Genomic DNA, 17,665 nt, shown 5'->3' with positions numbered 1-17,665 from the left:
AAACGATGTAAAGCCTCTGGTTAATAATGCAAATGCGCGGCAAGGATAGCAGAAAGTCATGGGAAATTCTGTGGTATCCGCTCATGTTTCGCGCGGCGTTACGCAAACCCGAATCATCGGATTTAACGGTACACTGATATTGACGCTCATAATGTAAAAAGGTTCTTTCAATGGCCAATAATACCACTGGATTCACCCGAATTATCAAAGCTGCTGGCTATTCCTGGAAAGGTTTACGCGCTGCATGGATCAACGAAGCGGCATTCCGTCAGGAAGGCGTAGCGGTATTGTTGGCGGTGGTCATCGCCTGCTGGCTGGATGTGGACGCAATTACCCGCGTGCTGCTTATCAGCTCCGTGATGCTGGTGATGATTGTGGAAATCCTCAATAGCGCCATCGAAGCAGTGGTTGACCGAATTGGCTCTGAATACCATGAGCTATCCGGACGCGCTAAAGATATGGGATCCGCCGCGGTTCTGATTGCGATTATCGTCGCCGTGATTACCTGGTGCATCCTGTTATGGTCGCATTTTGGATAACCCTTCCAGATTTCGATAAATCTCTGGTTTATTGTGCAGTTTATGGTTCCAAAATCGCCTTTTGCTGTATATACTCACAGCATAACTGTATATACACCCAGGGGGCGGAATGAAAGCGTTAACGGCCAGGCAACAAGAGGTGTTTGATCTCATCCGTGATCACATCAGCCAGACAGGTATGCCGCCGACGCGTGCGGAAATCGCGCAGCGTTTGGGGTTCCGTTCCCCAAACGCGGCTGAAGAACATCTGAAGGCGCTGGCACGCAAAGGCGTTATTGAAATTGTTTCCGGCGCATCACGCGGGATTCGTCTGTTGCAGGAAGAGGAAGAAGGGTTGCCGCTGGTAGGTCGTGTGGCTGCCGGTGAACCGCTTCTGGCGCAACAGCATATTGAAGGTCATTATCAGGTCGATCCTTCCTTGTTCAAGCCGAATGCTGATTTCCTGCTGCGCGTCAGCGGGATGTCGATGAAAGATATCGGCATTATGGATGGCGACTTGCTGGCAGTGCATAAAACTCAGGATGTACGTAACGGTCAGGTCGTTGTCGCACGTATTGATGACGAAGTTACCGTTAAGCGCCTGAAAAAACAGGGCAATAAAGTCGAACTGTTGCCAGAAAATAGCGAGTTTAAACCAATTGTCGTTGACCTTCGTCAGCAGAGCTTCACCATTGAAGGGCTGGCGGTTGGGGTTATTCGCAACGGCGACTGGCTGTAACATATCTCTGAGACCGCGATGCCGCCTGGCGTCGCGGTTTGTTTTTCATCTCTCTTCATCAGGCTTGTCTGCATGGCATTCCTCACTTCATCTGATAAAGCGCTCTGGCATCTCGCCTTACCCATGATTTTCTCCAATATCACCGTTCCGTTGCTGGGACTGGTCGATACGGCGGTAATTGGTCATCTTGATAGTCCGGTTTATTTGGGCGGCGTGGCGGTTGGTGCAACGGCGACCAGCTTTCTCTTTATGCTGTTGCTGTTTTTACGCATGAGCACCACCGGGCTGACTGCGCAGGCTTATGGTGCCAAAAATCCTCAGGCATTAGCCCGTGCGCTGGTGCAACCGTTGCTGTTGGCGTTGGGGGCTGGGGCGTTAATTGCGCTGCTGCGTACGCCGATTATCGATCTGGCGCTGCATATTGTTGGCGGCAGCGAAGCGGTGCTAGAACAGGCGCGACGCTTTCTTGAAATCCGCTGGTTAAGTGCACCGGCGTCGCTGGCGAATCTGGTATTACTTGGTTGGTTACTCGGTGTGCAATATGCCCGTGCGCCAGTAATTTTGTTAGTGGTCGGCAATATCCTCAACATTGTGCTGGATGTCTGGCTGGTGATGGGGCTGCATATGAACGTGCAGGGCGCGGCGCTGGCGACGGTTATTGCGGAATATGCAACATTGCTGATTGGTCTGCTAATGGTGCGTAAAATCCTCAAACTACGCGGAATCTCCGGCGAAATGCTGAAAACTGCCTGGCGAGGAAACTTCCGTCACTTGCTGGCGCTTAACCGCGATATCATGCTGCGCTCGCTGTTGTTGCAACTCTGTTTCGGCGCGATCACCGTACTTGGCGCGCGACTGGGGAGTGACATTATCGCTGTTAACGCGGTTCTGATGACGTTACTCACCTTTACCGCCTATGCGCTGGATGGTTTTGCCTACGCGGTTGAAGCGCATTCCGGTCAGGCGTACGGTGCGCGCGATGGTAGCCAGTTACTGGATGTCTGGCGGGCAGCGTGCCGCCAGTCGGGGATTGTAGCGTTACTGTTTTCGGTGGTTTATTTGCTGGCAGGGGAACACATCATTGCGTTGCTGACGTCGTTAACCCAGATTCAGCAGCTGGCTGACCGCTATCTTATCTGGCAGGTGATTTTGCCGTTGGTCGGCGTCTGGTGTTATCTGCTCGACGGCATGTTTATAGGTGCAACGCGCGCCGCCGAAATGCGTAACAGTATGGCGGTGGCCGCCGCAGGTTTTGCGCTGACGCTCCTTACGCTGCCGTGGCTGGGGAATCATGGTTTGTGGCTGGCATTAACCGTCTTTCTGGCGTTACGCGGGCTTTCTCTGGCGGCTATCTGGCGGCGTCACTGGCGCAACGGTACCTGGTTTGCCGCAACGTGACGGTTAAAAATTCTGAATAAATAATCCTAAGCCAAATTGCTGACTACACTTAATCTCACGTTCAGAAGAAAAGTGAACGTACTCTCATTCACAACCTAACGATGAGGTCTTGATTATGAATAAAGATGAAGCCGGCGGTAACTGGAAACAGTTTAAAGGTAAAGTGAAAGAGCAATGGGGCAAACTGACCGATGATGATATGACGATCATTGAAGGTAAACGTGATCAACTGGTCGGTAAAATCCAGGAACGCTACGGTTATCAGAAAGATCAGGCAGAAAAAGAGGTTGATAGTTGGGAAAAACGCCATGATTACCGCTGGTAATTAATCCCTCCTGCCCGACGTGTACAAGGATGTACGCCCTCTTAACGTGATTTCTTTTTCACCTGTACAGAGTGATCATGCTGGCACTGTTCAGGATGACGACACGCTTCCACTTCCACGCATGCCGCACAGAGTCCATGTGCTTCAATCACATTATGCCGCAGGGCAAACCCCATTTTTGCCGCCAGCGTATGCATAATGTCTTCCACGCCTTCTGCACATTCTTCTTTCACTGCGCCGCAGCGATCGCAAATAAACATGGCTGACGTATGCGTGGGCTGGTCGAACAGATGACAGAGCACATAACTGTTGGTGGATTCCACCTTATGCACAAAACCTTGCTCAAGCAGAAAATCCAGCGCGCGATAAACCGTTGGCGGCTTGGCTTGCGGTTCAGCTTCGCGCAGCAAATCAAGCAGATCATAAGCGCTGATAGCGCCATCCTGCAGACTCATCAGGCGCAACACTTCCAGGCGCTGTGGGGTCAGGCGCACATTACGCTGCGCGCAGATTTTTTCAGCCTGCGCTAATAACTCCTGCGTTGTGGTCTTTTCCATCGGGCACCTCAAAGTGGGGGTTAAGAATGTCCTTACTTTACCATGTTCCAGGAAAAACACCGAGAACCCTTATTGTTGCCGTAATGTTGATTTTCTGTTTTGTACGTAAGGTGTTGTGTTGCCTGGTAGTACCATTATCAACACGATAATAATTAATAATTCATTTTTAAATAAATTGCTTCAAGTTAACTCGCTATTTATTTAGCTGGGTTTGATCGCATACCTGTACTTCAGAAATTATGAGCGATTTTTGATAGTGAGCAGATGGCAAAAGAATTATAAGGAGGACACGGTACGACAAAAAAGGTGCGTATATCATGTCAGGTATAATTTCAAGTGCAACAGAATTCTTCAATAATACACTCCATTCAAATCAATACGAAATTAAAGATGCGAGCAAAGAAAAAATAAAGGATATATATAATAAATCGGTTGATTATGCAACGATGAGTAATCGCGCTGCGATTATTGCAAAAATAGATTTGTTTATTCAGAGAATCACCCATAATTTATGGACTGCAAGTGATAATAATGTTTCCTTAATTAAGCGAATAGATGCTCTCAAAAATTGGGTTGAGGAGTGTATTGATCAGTGCACTAATGAGCAATTAGGTGATCGTGACTATATTTCTGCATTTGTGGATCGGGCGATTTTTCATTACGCGATGAATTTTGTTTGTAATCCAATGGAAAATAGCGATGTAACTCTAATAGACAAGTGTACTTTCGACGTAATAAATCATAATGGCCTTCCCTCCACGATTCAGCTATTTTATGATAAATCCTATTGTAAAGCACCTGTAGCGTCATTACATCTAAAAACAGTAAGCGAAGGCTTTTTAAATTTGGAAAATGCATATAATGTAAAGAAAGATACTCGCTTAAAACCCCTGGCCTCCCTTTTACTTTCATTTTCATATGATAGTGCATCAGCAGATATCATAGGAGCAGCAGAGAGAGTTAATGATGATTGTGAAAACTACATAAAAAGTCAGATAAAAATATTATCTCGTCAAGTGATGAAAAAAAACCTGGCGGAGCTGAAAGACTTGATAGATAAAAAAGAATTGGATTTTAATGTAATTCTGCAGGAGATGAAAAATCAGGCCGGAGAAGAAAAAGAAGACATCAAAAACATTACAAAAATGCAGGCTGCAGGTGAGACTTTAATTAAATTTATTCAATCATTTGACCCGGACTCAACGGGACCAATTATAATTGGTAAAGATATGGATGACAAAAATATAAATGACAACGATCTAATTAACGAAGATATTATTAAGTTCATTTATGTCCTATTAGGTACTGAGTTAGAAAAATAAAATGTGAATTTTCCCTATAGCATGGAAGTTTTTACATAAAAGAACCCAATATTGATTGGGTTCTTTTTTCTCTATCAGTGCTATTAGCAGGGAGAGATATCACCGTAGTTTAATGTGTGATTTTTATTTATCGTCGAACCTGGATTGTTTATCATTGGCCTTAACAAAGCTAACGGCTAATAAGATTATTTCCATCACTTCGTGAGAGCTTCATGCCTTGAGAGGATCTCAATTTTCTTTTGCAATGAGACAGGCGCTTCCTGTTGTTATGGTATAGTACCCCGCTATTGAGCCTCCTGAACAGTGATGCTGAATAACATAACTCAATGATATATCGATAAAATAATCTCTACATTTGAAAATGCACGGTAATTCTGAAATGCAAAAAATCAACCAAACCAGCGCAATGCCTGAAAAAACTGACGTTCACTGGAGTGGTCGGTTTAGCGTTGCACCAATGCTCGACTGGACGGACAGACATTGCCGCTATTTCTTGCGTCTGCTTTCCCGCAATACGTTGCTGTATACCGAAATGGTGACTACAGGGGCGATTATTCACGGTAAAGGTGATTACCTGGCGTACAGTGAAGAAGAACATCCGGTAGCATTGCAACTGGGCGGTAGCGATCCGGCGGCGCTGGCGCAGTGTGCAAAGCTGGCAGAAGCGCGCGGATATGATGAGATCAACCTGAATGTCGGCTGCCCGTCTGACCGGGTGCAGAACGGCATGTTTGGGGCGTGTCTGATGGGTAATGCGCAGCTGGTTGCCGACTGCGTGAAAGCGATGCGCGATGTGGTGTCGATTCCGGTGACGGTGAAAACGCGTATTGGCATTGACGACCAGGACAGCTATGAATTTCTCTGCGATTTCATCAACACCGTTTCCGGCAAAGGCGAGTGTGAGATGTTCATCATCCACGCACGTAAAGCCTGGCTTTCGGGGTTAAGCCCGAAAGAAAACCGTGAAATCCCGCCGCTCGATTATCCGCGTGTGTATCAACTGAAGCGTGACTTTCCGCATCTGACAATGTCGATTAACGGTGGTATCAAGTCGCTGGAAGAGGCTAAAGCGCATTTGCAACATATGGATGGCGTGATGGTCGGGCGCGAAGCGTATCAGAATCCGGGGATTCTGGCGGCGGTAGACCGAGAGATTTTTGGTTCCTCGGATACCGATGCCGATCCGGTGGCGGTAGTGCGCGCCATGTATCCGTACATTGAGCGTGAACTCAGCCAGGGGACGTATCTCGGCCATATTACCCGGCATATGCTGGGCTTGTTCCAGGGTATTCCTGGCGCGCGGCAGTGGCGGCGTTATTTAAGTGAAAATGCCCATAAAGCGGGTGCAGACATTAATGTGCTGGAACACGCGCTCAAACTGGTGGCGGATAAGCGTTAACTTTTCACCAAAAAGTAGTCAAATTCACCACGCCCTGCGCACCGTCGCGGGGCGTTTTGCTGTTAAATCAATAGATTATTTTTGGCATGATTCTTGTAATGCCTGCAAGAGATTTCATATTTGGGAGAGCATCATGCTGGAACTACTTTTTGTGATTGGCTTTTTTGTCATGCTGATGGTCACCGGCGTTTCGTTGCTGGGCATTATCGCCGCGCTGGTTGTGGCGACGGCCATTATGTTCCTCGGCGGTATGCTGGCATTGATGATTAAGTTGCTGCCGTGGTTACTACTGGCGGTTGCGGTGGTGTGGGTTATTAAGGCGATTAAAGCACCAAAAGTGCCGAAATATCAGCGTTATGACCGCTGGCGTTACTAATGGATTGTGCGGATGATCACAACCTAAGGTTTTATCCTTAGAACAAAATAGGAATTGATAATCAAATCTGTCACTATTGCGCCTCTAACAGATTCATCGTGCTGTACCCTACATACAGCCGAACTATAAAAAGAAAGGGCTTCCCAGGTGGAAGCCCTATTTCTTTTATGGAATCAACAGGCTGGAACCTTGCGTCGCCCGGCTTTCCAGAATCTCATGCGCACGCTGCGCATCCTTCAGCGGATATTTCTGCTGCTCGGCGACATCGACCTTAATCACACCGCTGGCAATCAAAGAGAACAGTTCATTACTGGCCTCGGTTAATTCCTCCCGCGTGGTGATATAGCCTTGCAGGGAAGGGCGTGTCACATACAACGAGCCTTTCTGATTGAGAATGCCTAAGTTCACACCGGTAACCGCACCTGATGAGTTGCCAAAACTCACCATTAAGCCGCGGCGTTGCAGGCAATCCAGCGACCGTTCCCAGGTGTCTCTGCCCACGGAATCGTACACCACGCGCACTTTCTTACCAGCGGTGATCTCTTTCAATCGCTCGACCAGATTCTCTTCACGATAGTTAATAACCTGCCACGCGCCGGCTTTTAGCGCGCTCTGCGCTTTTTGCGCGGTTCCTACGGTGCCGATAAGTTTCGCGCCCAGGGCTTTTGCCCACTGGCAGGCAATTAAGCCAACGCCGCCAGCCGCTGCGTGGAACAGGAACTGCTCATCGGGTTTAATTTCATAGGTTTTGCGCAGCAGATAATAAACCGTTAAGCCTTTCAGGAAGGATGCCGCCGCTTGCTCAAAAGAAATTGCCGCAGGCAGAATCGCCGCTTTATCCGCATTAATGTTATGCACCGAGCTGTAAGCGCCTAACGCCGACTGCGCATAGACTACACGATCGCCTGCCTTAATATGCTTTACACCACTGCCGACTTTACTCACGATGCCTGCCGCTTCGGTACCTAATCCGCTGGGGAGCGATGGCGGCGGGTAAAGGCCGCTGCGGATATACGTGTCGATAAAATTGATGCCGATGGCTTTATTTTCGACCTGGATTTCATTCTCCGCCGGATCGGCAGGAGTGAACTCTACGGCTTGAAGTACTTCCGGGCCACCGTGCTTGTGAAATTCAATTCGTGTTGCCATGTGTCCTCCAGAACGTATCGTCAGGGTCTGCTTCATATGGTAAAGTTTCGACCCATTCTTTATCTCGGTAACTCCATTCACTATGGCAGGAAATAAACCCTTCAACAAACAGCAGGCTGAACCCCGCGAACGCGATCCACAAGTTGCCGGGCTGAAAGTGCCTCCGCACTCGATCGAAGCGGAGCAGTCGGTGTTGGGCGGTTTAATGCTGGATAACGAACGCTGGGATGATGTAGCCGAGCGTGTGGTGGCAGACGACTTTTACACCCGCCCACACCGTCATATCTTTACTGAAATGGCGCGTTTGCAGGAAAGCGGTAGTCCTATCGATCTGATTACCCTTGCGGAATCGCTGGAACGCCAGGGGCAACTTGATAGCGTCGGTGGTTTCGCTTATCTGGCGGAGCTGTCAAAAAATACGCCAAGTGCGGCGAACATCAGTGCTTATGCTGACATCGTGCGTGAACGTGCCGTTGTTCGCGAGATGATTTCGGTTGCGAATGAGATTGCCGAAGCCGGTTTTGATCCGCAGGGGCGTACCAGCGAAGATCTGCTGGACCTGGCTGAATCCCGCGTCTTTAAAATTGCCGAAAGTCGTGCAAACAAAGACGAAGGGCCGAAGAACATCGCCGATGTGCTCGACGCCACGGTGGCGCGTATTGAGCAGTTGTTTCAGCAGCCACACGATGGCGTTACCGGGGTAAACACCGGTTATGACGATCTCAACAAAAAAACCGCTGGCTTGCAGCCGTCGGATTTGATCATCGTCGCCGCGCGTCCGTCGATGGGTAAAACAACATTTGCGATGAACCTCGTCGAAAACGCGGCGATGTTGCAGGATAAACCAGTACTTATCTTCTCGCTGGAGATGCCATCAGAACAGATTATGATGCGTTCTTTGGCGTCGCTGTCGCGCGTTGACCAGACTAAAATCCGTACCGGGCAGCTCGATGATGAAGACTGGGCACGTATTTCCGGCACCATGGGTATTTTGCTCGAAAAACGCAATATCTATATCGATGACTCCTCCGGCCTGACGCCAACGGAAGTGCGTTCCCGCGCACGCCGTATTGCCCGTGAACACGGCGGCATCGGGCTTATCATGATCGACTACCTGCAACTGATGCGCGTACCGGCGCTTTCCGATAACCGTACGCTGGAAATTGCAGAAATCTCCCGCTCGCTGAAAGCACTGGCGAAAGAACTGAACGTGCCGGTGGTGGCGCTGTCCCAGTTGAACCGTTCTCTGGAACAACGTGCCGACAAACGCCCGGTCAACTCCGACCTGCGTGAATCTGGCTCTATCGAGCAGGATGCGGACTTGATCATGTTTATCTATCGTGATGAGGTGTATCACGAAAACAGTGATTTAAAAGGCATCGCGGAAATTATTATCGGTAAACAACGTAACGGCCCAATCGGGACGGTACGCCTGACCTTTAACGGTCAATGGTCGCGCTTCGACAACTATGCGGGGCCGCAGTACGACGACGAATAATAATTATTTTATGAATTAGGTAATTAAAGCAAACACTTATCAAGGAACACAAATGCAAGCGGCAACTGTTGTGATTAACCGCCGCGCTCTGCGACACAACCTGCAACGTCTTCGTGAACTGGCACCTGCCAGTAAAATGGTTGCGGTGGTGAAAGCGAACGCTTATGGTCACGGTCTTCTTGAGACCGCGCGAACGCTCCCCGATGCTGACGCCTTTGGCGTAGCCCGTCTCGAAGAAGCTCTGCGACTGCGTGCGGGGGGAATCACCAAACCTGTACTGTTACTCGAAGGCTTTTTTGATGCCAGAGATCTGCCGACGATTTCTGCGCAACATTTTCATACCGCCGTGCATAACGAAGAACAGCTGGCTGCGCTGGAAGAGGCCAGCCTGGACGAGCCGGTTACCGTCTGGATGAAACTCGATACCGGTATGCACCGTCTGGGCGTAAGGCCGGAACAGGCTGAGGCGTTTTATCATCGCCTGACCCAGTGTAAAAACGTTCGTCAGCCGGTGAATATCGTCAGCCATTTTGCGCGCGCGGATGAACCAAAATGCGGCGCAACCGAGAAACAACTCGCTATCTTTAATACCTTTTGCGAAGGCAAACCAGGTCAACGTTCCATTGCCGCATCGGGTGGCATTCTGCTGTGGCCACAGTCGCATTTTGACTGGGTGCGTCCGGGCATCATTCTTTACGGCGTCTCGCCGCTGGAAGATCGTTCCACCGGTGCCGATTTTGGCTGTCAGCCAGTGATGTCACTAACCTCCAGCCTGATTGCCGTGCGTGAGCACAAAGCCGGAGAGCCTGTCGGTTATGGTGGAACCTGGGTAAGCGAACGTGATACCCGCCTGGGCGTAGTCGCGATGGGTTATGGCGATGGTTATCCGCGCGCCGCGCCGTCCGGTACGCCAGTGCTGGTGAACGGTCGCGAAGTGCCGATTGTCGGGCGAGTCGCGATGGATATGATCTGCGTAGACTTAGGTCCACAGGCGCAGGATAAAGCCGGGGACCCGGTCATTTTATGGGGCGAAGGTTTGCCCGTAGAACGTATCGCTGAAATGACGAAAGTAAGCGCTTACGAACTTATCACGCGCCTGACTTCAAGGGTCGCGATGAAATACGTGGATTAATCGTTCTGTAATATTTGATTGTCTGTGCCGGATGCGGCGTGAATGCCTTATCCGGCCAATAAAAGCCTACCAATTCAATAAGTTGATATTCTTTCATGCTCTTATGAAGGTCGTGCCTCTGGCGGATGTACGTTTGTCATGAGTCTCACTCTGTTGCTAATTGCCGTTCGCCCCTGAACATCCACTCGATCTTCGCCTTCTTCCGGTTTATTGTGTTTTAACCACCTGCCCGTAAACCTGGAGAACCATCGCGTGTTTCAAAAAGTTGACGCCTACGCTGGCGACCCGATTCTTACGCTTATGGAGCGTTTTAAAGAAGACCCTCGCAGCGACAAAGTGAATTTAAGTATCGGTCTGTACTACAACGAAGAGGGAATTATTCCACAACTGAAAGCCGTGGCGGATGCAGAAGCGCGCCTGAATGCGCAGCCTCATGGCGCTTCGCTTTATTTACCGATGGAAGGGCTTAACAGCTATCGCCATGCCATTGCGCCGCTGCTGTTTGGTGCCGACCATCCGGTACTGCAACAACAGCGCGTAGCAACCATTCAAACCCTTGGCGGCTCAGGGGCATTGAAAGTGGGCGCAGATTTCCTGAAACGCTACTTCCCGGAATCAGGCGTCTGGGTCAGCGATCCTACATGGGAAAACCACGTAGCAATATTCGCCGGGGCTGGATTCGAAGTAAGTACTTACCCCTGGTATGACGAAGCGACTAACGGCGTGCGCTTTAATGACCTGTTGGCGACGCTGAAAACATTACCTGCCCGCAGTATTGTGTTGCTGCATCCATGTTGCCACAACCCAACGGGTGCCGATCTCACTAATAACCAGTGGGATGCGGTGATTGAAATTCTCAAAGCCCGCGAGCTTATCCCATTTCTTGATATTGCCTATCAAGGATTTGGTGCCGGTATGGAAGAGGATGCCTACGCCATTCGCGCCATTGCCAGCGCTGGATTACCCGCTCTGGTGAGCAATTCGTTCTCGAAAATTTTCTCCCTTTACGGCGAGCGCGTCGGCGGACTTTCTGTTCTGTGTGAAGATGCCGAAGCTGCAGACCGCGTACTGGGGCAATTGAAAGCAACAGTTCGCCGCAACTACTCCAGCCCGCCGAATTTTGGTGCGCAGGTGGTGGCAGCGGTGCTGAATGACGAGGCATTGAAAGCCAGCTGGCTGGCGGAAGTAGAAGAGATGCGTACTCGCATTTTGGCAATGCGTCAGGAACTGGTGAAGGTATTAAGCACAGAGATGCCAGAACGCAATTTCGATTATCTGCTTAATCAGCGCGGCATGTTCAGTTATACCGGTTTAAGTGCCGCTCAGGTTGACCGACTACGTGAGGAGTTTGGTGTTTACCTGATTACTAGCGGGCGCATGTGTGTCGCCGGGTTAAATACGGCAAATGTACAACGTGTGGCAAAGGCGTTTGCTGCGGTGATGTAATGCAGGAAAGCAGGCTGGAGCTACCCAGCCTGCAGTGAAATTAAACTGTCGTCGCTTTCACTCTTGCTTTATAGATGATTTTTTTGATGCCATCGTTTTACGTGAGGGATAATAAAAGGTTGTCAGTTCTTTTATTGTTAAGTTTATCCCAATTATCTGGAATTCCTTTCCCTGTTTTTTCGTGTGGAGTAATAATTTTTGCACATCTAACCATTATTAAATTTAATAATAAGTATCGGGTTTGTTACGATAGAATATTTCTATATCCTCAAGAATATGCTTTGCCTTATTGCCTGTGACTTTCTGAGATTCAATTATAGTATCGTTAAATTCTAATGTTAAAGAGAACTCTTTTTTTCCGCTTTGTGTAAGTTTAACCTTATATTGATTACCAATATCAAATAAAAAGGTCCTGTAATGAGAATAATCACCTTTAACCTCCTCGGCAAAACAGCAAAGTGTGCAAATATACATACAATCTTTCTTGCCTCTGATTTTGTTAACTAAATCAATAAATGCATGAAAAACTGTACTTGCAATAGAACTTGATACTTCTTCTCCAGGTCTACAAAAATCTTTTGCAATTTTTAACTGTGTTTCTATATATAAAAAGAAATCTCTGGCATAAGAAAAATCTTTGGAATAAGAGATATCTTTATTATTTAGTGCATCTAGCTCAACAGGTAAAGATGTCATTTTGTTGCTATTCACATATGATATATTCATATCATCATCTCCTTCGAGAGTAATAAAATTAGTCACCATTGTAGGGTAGGGTTCTGGTCAACCAGAAATCATCTTTATAAACTTCGATTGTTTTTGTAATGCTGTATCATTAAGTTCATTAAATCGTACAGCAGATAAATGTTCTATCAAATTTCGCTCATTTGCAGAGGATTCATCATAATAAACGTAAAATTAATGTATCCTTCATTGAGGAATAAACATTTTTTTACAAAAAAACGACAGGAACGTATTTACTGGGTTAAATATAATCATCCTGCTTTTCATCACAAAAACCGCAGATAATCCTTCCTTTCCCCTGCTGCTGGCGTTATGGTCAGATGGTTTTTGCAACAAATCTCACAATAAAAAGTTTCAACATACTGACTATTTAGGGAAAAATATGCGCAAGATCACACAGGCAATCAGTGCCGTTTGCTTATTGTTCGCTCTAAACAGTTCCGCTGTTGCCCTGGCCTCATCTCCTTCGCCGCTTAACCCTGGTACTAACGTTGCCAGGCTTGCTGAACAGGCACCAATTCATTGGGTTTCGGTCGCACAAATTGAAAATAGCCTCGCAGGGCGTCCACCAATGGCGGTGGGGTTTGATATCGATGACACGGTACTTTTTTCCAGTCCGGGCTTCTGGCGCGGCAAAAAAACCTTCTCGCCAGAAAGCGAAGATTATCTGAAAAATCCTGTGTTCTGGGAAAAAATGAACAATGGCTGGGATGAATTCAGCATTCCAAAAGAGGTCGCTCGCCAGCTGATTGATATGCATGTACGCCGCGGTGACGCGATCTTCTTTGTGACTGGTCGTAGCCCGACGAAAACAGAAACGGTTTCAAAAACGCTGGCGGATAATTTTCATATTCCTGCCACCAACATGAATCCGGTGATCTTTGCGGGTGATAAACCAGGGCAAAATACAAAATCGCAATGGCTGCAGGATAAAAATATCCGAATTTTTTATGGCGATTCCGATAACGATATTACCGCCGCACGCGATGTCGGCGCTCGTGGTATCCGCATTCTGCGCGCCTCCAACTCTACCTACAAACCCTTGCCACAAGCGGGTGCGTTTGGTGAAGAGGTGATCGTCAATTCAGAATACTGACAGAGCGGGAGAGCGTGACACTCTCCCGAATGCTGTTTTTTTAATCACACCTTTATCCTTTCTCTGTCTTGCTGCAAACTGATTAAGAGAGTTTTATCAAGGAGCAGCACATGTGGTATCAAAAGACGCTCACGCTTAGCGCCAAATCTCGTGGGTTTCATCTGGTAACGGATGAAATTCTGAATCAGCTGGCTGATATGCCGCGCGTTAACATCGGTTTACTGCATCTGTTGCTGCAACATACCTCCGCCTCTCTGACACTTAATGAGAACTGCGATCCCACCGTACGCCACGACATGGAGCGTTTTTTCCTCCGCACCGTTCCCGACAACGGAAATTATGAGCATGACTATGAGGGAGCAGACGATATGCCTTCTCATATCAAATCCTCAATGCTGGGAACATCGCTTGTATTGCCGGTGCATAAAGGGCGTATTCAGACCGGCACCTGGCAAGGCATCTGGCTGGGGGAACATCGCATCCACGGCGGATCGCGTCGCATTATCGCGACACTACAAGGGGAGTAAAAAATGACCATTTCGGAGTTGCTACAATATTGCATGGCAAAACCAGGCGCAGAACAGAGCGTGCATAATGACTGGAAAGCGACGCAGATCAAAGTGGAAGATGTACTGTTTGCGATGGTGAAAGAAGTAGAAAATCGCCCGGCGGTTTCGCTGAAAACCAGCCCGGAGCTGGCGGAGCTGCTACGTCAGCAGCACAGCGATGTGCGCCCCAGCCGCCATCTGAATAAAGCGCACTGGAGCACGGTTTATCTCGACGGATCGCTACCGGATTCGCAAATCTATTATCTGGTGGATGCGTCTTATCAGCAGGCGGTGAATTTGCTGCCGGAAGAAAAACGTAAATTGCTGGTGCAACTCTGAAAGGAAAAGGCCGCTCAGAAAGCGGCCTTAACGATTACAGCATCGGCTTGAGGAAGCGTGCCGTATGCGAAGCTTCGCACTCCGCGACGGTTTCTGGCGTACCGGAGACGAGGATCTCGCCGCCGCCACTGCCGCCTTCCGGTCCCAGGTCGACAATCCAGTCAGCGGTTTTGATCACGTCGAGATTGTGTTCAATCACCACAATGGTATTGCCCTGATCGCGCAGTTTATGCAGCACGTCGAGCAGTTGCTGAATATCGGCGAAGTGCAGACCGGTGGTCGGCTCGTCGAGAATATACAGTGTCTGCCCGGTGCCGCGTTTTGACAGCTCACGCGCCAGCTTCACGCGCTGGGCTTCACCGCCTGAAAGGGTGGTTGCGGACTGCCCCAGGCGAATGTACGTCAGACCAACGTCCATCAGCGTTTGCAGCTTACGCGCCAGAGCTGGCACCGCATCAAAGAACTCACGCGCCTCTTCGATGGTCATATCCAGCACTTCGTGGATGGTTTTGCCTTTGTACTTAATCTCCAGCGTTTCACGGTTATAGCGTTTACCTTTACACTGGTCGCACGGTACGTAAATGTCCGGCAGGAAGTGCATCTCCACTTTGATCACGCCGTCGCCCTGACAGGCTTCGCAGCGTCCGCCACGGACGTTAAAGCTGAAACGTCCCGGCGTATAGCCGCGCGCACGGGATTCCGGTACGCCCGCAAACAGTTCGCGCACAGGCGTAAACACGCCGGTATAGGTCGCTGGGTTAGAACGCGGAGTACGACCAATTGGGCTTTGGTCGATATCGATCACTTTATCGAAATGCTCCAGTCCCTGAATATCGCGATACGGTGCCGGTTCGGCGATGGTCGCACCATTCAACTGGCGTTGGGCAATCGGGAACAGTGTGTCGTTAATCAGTGTCGATTTACCGGAACCTGAAACCCCTGTGATGCAGGTAAACAGACCGACTGGCAGCGTTAGCGTCACGTCTTTCAGGTTATTACCGCGTGCACCCGTCAGCTTCAGCACTTTTTCCGGATTCGCCGGAACGCGTTTCTTCGGCACTTCAATCTTGCGTTTACCGCTCATGTACTGTCCGGTCAACGACTCCGGCACCGCCATAATCGCTTCCAGTGGACCTTCCGCGACCACTTCACCGCCGTGAACACCCGCACCAGGACCGATATCGATCACATGGTCAGCCGCGCGAATCGCGTCTTCGTCGTGCTCCACCACAATCACGGTATTACCGAGATCGCGCAGATGGATAAGCGTACCCAACAGGCGCTCGTTATCGCGCTGGTGCAGGCCGATAGACGGCTCATCCAGCACGTACATAACGCCAACCAGGCCCGCACCAATCTGGCTCGCCAGACGAATACGCTGGGCTTCACCGCCAGAAAGCGTTTCTGCCGAGCGGGAAAGCGTCAGGTAATTCAGGCCGACGTTAACGAGGAATTTCAAACGATCGCCGATCTCTTTAAGAATTTTTTCCGCAATCTTCGCCCGCTGACCTGCGAGTTTGAGATTGTTGAAGAATTCCATCGCATGACCAATGCTCATGTCGGAGATAGCAGGCAGCGGCGTATTCTCGACATACACGTGGCGCGCTTCCCGACGCAGACGCGTCCCTTCGCAGCTGGCGCACGGGCGATTGCTGATGAACTTGGCTAATTCTTCGCGTACCGCGCTGGACTCCGTCTCTTTATAACGGCGCTCCATATTGTGCAGCACGCCTTCAAACGGATGACGACGAATGGAGGTATCGCCACGATCGTTCATGTATTTGAATTCAATGTTTTCTTTGCCAGAACCGTACAACACCACTTTATGCACGTTCGCGCTCAGGCTGCCCCACGGCGCTTCGACGTCGAACTTATAGTGATCTGCCAGCGATTTCAGCATCTGGAAATAATAGAAGTTGCGGCGATCCCAGCCACGGATCGCACCGCCAGCCAGCGACAGTTCCGGATTCTGGATCACGCGGTCAGGATCGAAATATTGCTGCACGCCAAGGCCGTCACAGGTCGGGCAGGCCCCTGCCGGGTTGTTAAACGAAAACAGTCGCGGCTCCAGTTCACGCATACTGTAGCCGCAAATTGGGCAGGCGAAATTAGCGGAGAACAGCAACTCTTCCGCTTTCGGGTCGTCCATATCCGCAACTACCGCGGTACCACCGGAAAGCTCCAGCGCGGTTTCAAACGACTCGGCAAGACGTTGGGTAAGATCGTCACGCACCTTGAAGCGATCAACCACCACTTCAATGGTATGTTTCTTTTGCAGTTCCAGTTTCGGCGGATCGGAAAGATCGCAGACTTCGCCATCAATACGAGCACGGATGTAACCCTGACTTGCCAGGTTCTCCAGCGTTTTGGTGTGTTCGCCTTTGCGCTCTTTAATGATTGGCGCGAGCAGCATCAGACGCTTGCCTTCCGGCTGCGACAGCACGTTATCCACCATCTGGCTGACGGTTTGCGCCGCCAGCGGGACGTCGTGGTCCGGACAGCGCGGCTCGCCGACGCGGGCGAACAACAAACGCAAATAGTCGTGGATTTCGGTGATTGTCCCCACCGTAGAACGCGGGTTATGAGACGTTGATTTCTGCTCAATTGAGATGGCAGGAGAAAGCCCCTCAATATGATCGACGTCCGGCTTTTCCATCAGTGACAGAAACTGCCGCGCGTAGGCGGAAAGTGATTCAACGTAACGGCGCTGCCCTTCGGCATATAAGGTGTCGAAAGCGAGCGAGGATTTGCCAGAACCCGAAAGCCCGGTCACGACAATGAGCTTGTCGCGGGGGATAACGAGGTTGATGTTTTTGAGATTATGGGTGCGGGCGCCCCGAACTTCGATCTTATCCATTCACCTTTCCCGGATTAAACGCTTTTTTGCCCGGTGGCATGGTGCTACCGGCGATCACAAACGGTTAATTATGACACAAATTGACCTGAATGAATATACAGTATTGGAATGCATTACCCGGAGTGTTGTGTAACAATGTCTGGCCAGGTTTGTTTCCCGGAACCGAGGTCACAACATAGTAAAAGCGCTATTGGTAATGGTACAATCGCGCGTTTACACTTA

The 17,665-nt window shown here is 49.5% G+C and carries 16 protein-coding genes and 1 pseudogene; 13 read left to right on the top strand and 4 right to left on the bottom strand.

The features are described from left to right. Positions 1-170 precede the first annotated feature (170 nt). From dgkA to ACJHWR_RS05440, 4 genes are all read left to right on the top strand, one after another. Positions 171-539, top strand: a complete 369-nt coding sequence (gene dgkA / locus ACJHWR_RS05455; RefSeq protein WP_000002907.1) for a diacylglycerol kinase — start codon at positions 171-173, stop codon at positions 537-539. Positions 540-648: 109 nt separating this feature from the next. After that, complete coding sequence (lexA, locus tag ACJHWR_RS05450) at positions 649-1,257, top strand: transcriptional repressor LexA (protein ID WP_000646078.1); 609 nt, start codon at positions 649-651, stop codon at positions 1,255-1,257. Positions 1,258-1,329: 72 nt separating this feature from the next. Next, positions 1,330-2,655, top strand: a complete 1,326-nt coding sequence (dinF, locus tag ACJHWR_RS05445) for an MATE family efflux transporter DinF (RefSeq protein ID WP_001562441.1) — start codon at positions 1,330-1,332, stop codon at positions 2,653-2,655. Positions 2,656-2,770: 115 nt separating this feature from the next. Beyond that, complete coding sequence (locus tag ACJHWR_RS05440; RefSeq protein WP_001296638.1) at positions 2,771-2,980, top strand: CsbD family protein; 210 nt, start codon at positions 2,771-2,773, stop codon at positions 2,978-2,980. Between the two features lie 41 nt (positions 2,981-3,021). Here the strand turns inward: ACJHWR_RS05440 and zur are convergent, their stop codons facing one another. Beyond that, positions 3,022-3,537, bottom strand: coding sequence for a zinc uptake transcriptional repressor Zur (zur, locus tag ACJHWR_RS05435; RefSeq protein WP_000416263.1), 516 nt, complete (start codon positions 3,535-3,537; stop codon positions 3,022-3,024). A gap of 317 nt (positions 3,538-3,854) precedes the next feature. Here zur and ACJHWR_RS05430 point away from each other — a divergent pair, with 317 nt between their 5' ends. From ACJHWR_RS05430 to pspG, 3 genes are all read left to right on the top strand, one after another. Beyond that, positions 3,855-4,859: a DUF2713 family protein gene (locus ACJHWR_RS05430; protein ID WP_000014227.1), complete on the top strand. Its 1,005-nt coding sequence runs from the start codon at positions 3,855-3,857 to the stop codon at positions 4,857-4,859. Positions 4,860-5,220: 361 nt separating this feature from the next. After that, a complete protein-coding gene (gene dusA, locus ACJHWR_RS05425; protein WP_001298868.1) occupies positions 5,221-6,258 on the top strand; it encodes a tRNA dihydrouridine(20/20a) synthase DusA in 1,038 nt (345 codons plus the stop codon). 133 nt (positions 6,259-6,391) lie between these two features. Next, positions 6,392-6,634, top strand: a complete 243-nt coding sequence (gene pspG / locus ACJHWR_RS05420) for an envelope stress response protein PspG (RefSeq protein WP_000891408.1) — start codon at positions 6,392-6,394, stop codon at positions 6,632-6,634. Positions 6,635-6,799: 165 nt separating this feature from the next. On the opposite strand, the gene ACJHWR_RS05415 is transcribed toward pspG, so the two are convergent. Next, positions 6,800-7,783: a quinone oxidoreductase gene (locus tag ACJHWR_RS05415; protein ID WP_000235517.1), complete on the bottom strand. Its 984-nt coding sequence runs from the start codon at positions 7,781-7,783 to the stop codon at positions 6,800-6,802. Positions 7,784-7,865: 82 nt separating this feature from the next. On the opposite strand from ACJHWR_RS05415, the gene dnaB reads away from it, so the two are divergent. From dnaB to tyrB, 3 genes are all read left to right on the top strand, one after another. Continuing rightward, positions 7,866-9,281, top strand: a complete 1,416-nt coding sequence (dnaB, locus tag ACJHWR_RS05410) for a replicative DNA helicase (protein WP_000918363.1) — start codon at positions 7,866-7,868, stop codon at positions 9,279-9,281. Between the two features lie 52 nt (positions 9,282-9,333). Then, the gene (gene alr, locus ACJHWR_RS05405; RefSeq protein WP_001147328.1) at positions 9,334-10,413 is read left to right on the top strand and encodes an alanine racemase; all 1,080 of its coding nucleotides are present in this window, start codon (positions 9,334-9,336) and stop codon (positions 10,411-10,413) included. A 252-nt stretch (positions 10,414-10,665) separates the two neighbouring features. Continuing rightward, the gene (tyrB, locus tag ACJHWR_RS05400; protein WP_000487002.1) at positions 10,666-11,859 is read left to right on the top strand and encodes an aromatic amino acid transaminase; all 1,194 of its coding nucleotides are present in this window, start codon (positions 10,666-10,668) and stop codon (positions 11,857-11,859) included. A 503-nt stretch (positions 11,860-12,362) separates the two neighbouring features. Here tyrB and ACJHWR_RS05395 read toward each other — a convergent pair. Further along, positions 12,363-12,585, bottom strand: a pseudogene (locus ACJHWR_RS05395) (hypothetical protein). A gap of 400 nt (positions 12,586-12,985) precedes the next feature. Between ACJHWR_RS05395 and aphA the strand changes: the two are divergent. The 3 genes from aphA (at position 12,986) to ACJHWR_RS05380 (ending at position 14,586) form a co-directional block, all read left to right on the top strand. Then, complete coding sequence (aphA, locus tag ACJHWR_RS05390) at positions 12,986-13,699, top strand: acid phosphatase AphA (RefSeq protein ID WP_001226928.1); 714 nt, start codon at positions 12,986-12,988, stop codon at positions 13,697-13,699. Between the two features lie 110 nt (positions 13,700-13,809). Then, complete coding sequence (locus tag ACJHWR_RS05385) at positions 13,810-14,226, top strand: secondary thiamine-phosphate synthase enzyme YjbQ (protein WP_000270375.1); 417 nt, start codon at positions 13,810-13,812, stop codon at positions 14,224-14,226. A gap of 3 nt (positions 14,227-14,229) precedes the next feature. Continuing rightward, on the top strand, positions 14,230-14,586 hold the full coding sequence (locus tag ACJHWR_RS05380; protein ID WP_000155657.1) for an MmcQ/YjbR family DNA-binding protein: 357 nt from the start codon (positions 14,230-14,232) through the stop codon (positions 14,584-14,586). Positions 14,587-14,620: 34 nt separating this feature from the next. Here ACJHWR_RS05380 and uvrA read toward each other — a convergent pair whose 3' ends face one another. Further along, entirely contained in the window at positions 14,621-17,443 is a 2,823-nt protein-coding gene (gene uvrA / locus ACJHWR_RS05375) for an excinuclease ABC subunit UvrA (protein ID WP_000357740.1), read from the bottom strand. Positions 17,444-17,665 lie beyond the last annotated feature (222 nt).

It is taken from the genome of Escherichia sp. WS568, from assembly GCF_046486085.1.
GTDB lineage: Bacteria > Pseudomonadota > Gammaproteobacteria > Enterobacterales > Enterobacteriaceae > Escherichia > Escherichia coli.
Note: the sequence above shows the minus strand (reverse complement) of the source record. Positions and strands in the feature narration are given on the sequence as shown.

Coding starts and splice junctions, on each gene's coding strand:
- dgkA (WP_000002907.1), top strand. CDS start 171: ATGGCCAATAATACCACTGGATTCACCCGAATTATCAAAGCTGCTGGC.
- lexA (WP_000646078.1), top strand. CDS start 649: ATGAAAGCGTTAACGGCCAGGCAACAAGAGGTGTTTGATCTCATCCGT.
- dinF (WP_001562441.1), top strand. CDS start 1,330: ATGGCATTCCTCACTTCATCTGATAAAGCGCTCTGGCATCTCGCCTTA.
- ACJHWR_RS05440 (WP_001296638.1), top strand. CDS start 2,771: ATGAATAAAGATGAAGCCGGCGGTAACTGGAAACAGTTTAAAGGTAAA.
- zur (WP_000416263.1), bottom strand. CDS start 3,537: ATGGAAAAGACCACAACGCAGGAGTTATTAGCGCAGGCTGAAAAAATC.
- ACJHWR_RS05430 (WP_000014227.1), top strand. CDS start 3,855: ATGTCAGGTATAATTTCAAGTGCAACAGAATTCTTCAATAATACACTC.
- dusA (WP_001298868.1), top strand. CDS start 5,221: ATGCACGGTAATTCTGAAATGCAAAAAATCAACCAAACCAGCGCAATG.
- pspG (WP_000891408.1), top strand. CDS start 6,392: ATGCTGGAACTACTTTTTGTGATTGGCTTTTTTGTCATGCTGATGGTC.
- ACJHWR_RS05415 (WP_000235517.1), bottom strand. CDS start 7,783: ATGGCAACACGAATTGAATTTCACAAGCACGGTGGCCCGGAAGTACTT.
- dnaB (WP_000918363.1), top strand. CDS start 7,866: ATGGCAGGAAATAAACCCTTCAACAAACAGCAGGCTGAACCCCGCGAA.
- alr (WP_001147328.1), top strand. CDS start 9,334: ATGCAAGCGGCAACTGTTGTGATTAACCGCCGCGCTCTGCGACACAAC.
- aphA (WP_001226928.1), top strand. CDS start 12,986: ATGCGCAAGATCACACAGGCAATCAGTGCCGTTTGCTTATTGTTCGCT.
- ACJHWR_RS05385 (WP_000270375.1), top strand. CDS start 13,810: ATGTGGTATCAAAAGACGCTCACGCTTAGCGCCAAATCTCGTGGGTTT.
- ACJHWR_RS05380 (WP_000155657.1), top strand. CDS start 14,230: ATGACCATTTCGGAGTTGCTACAATATTGCATGGCAAAACCAGGCGCA.
- uvrA (WP_000357740.1), bottom strand. CDS start 17,443: ATGGATAAGATCGAAGTTCGGGGCGCCCGCACCCATAATCTCAAAAAC.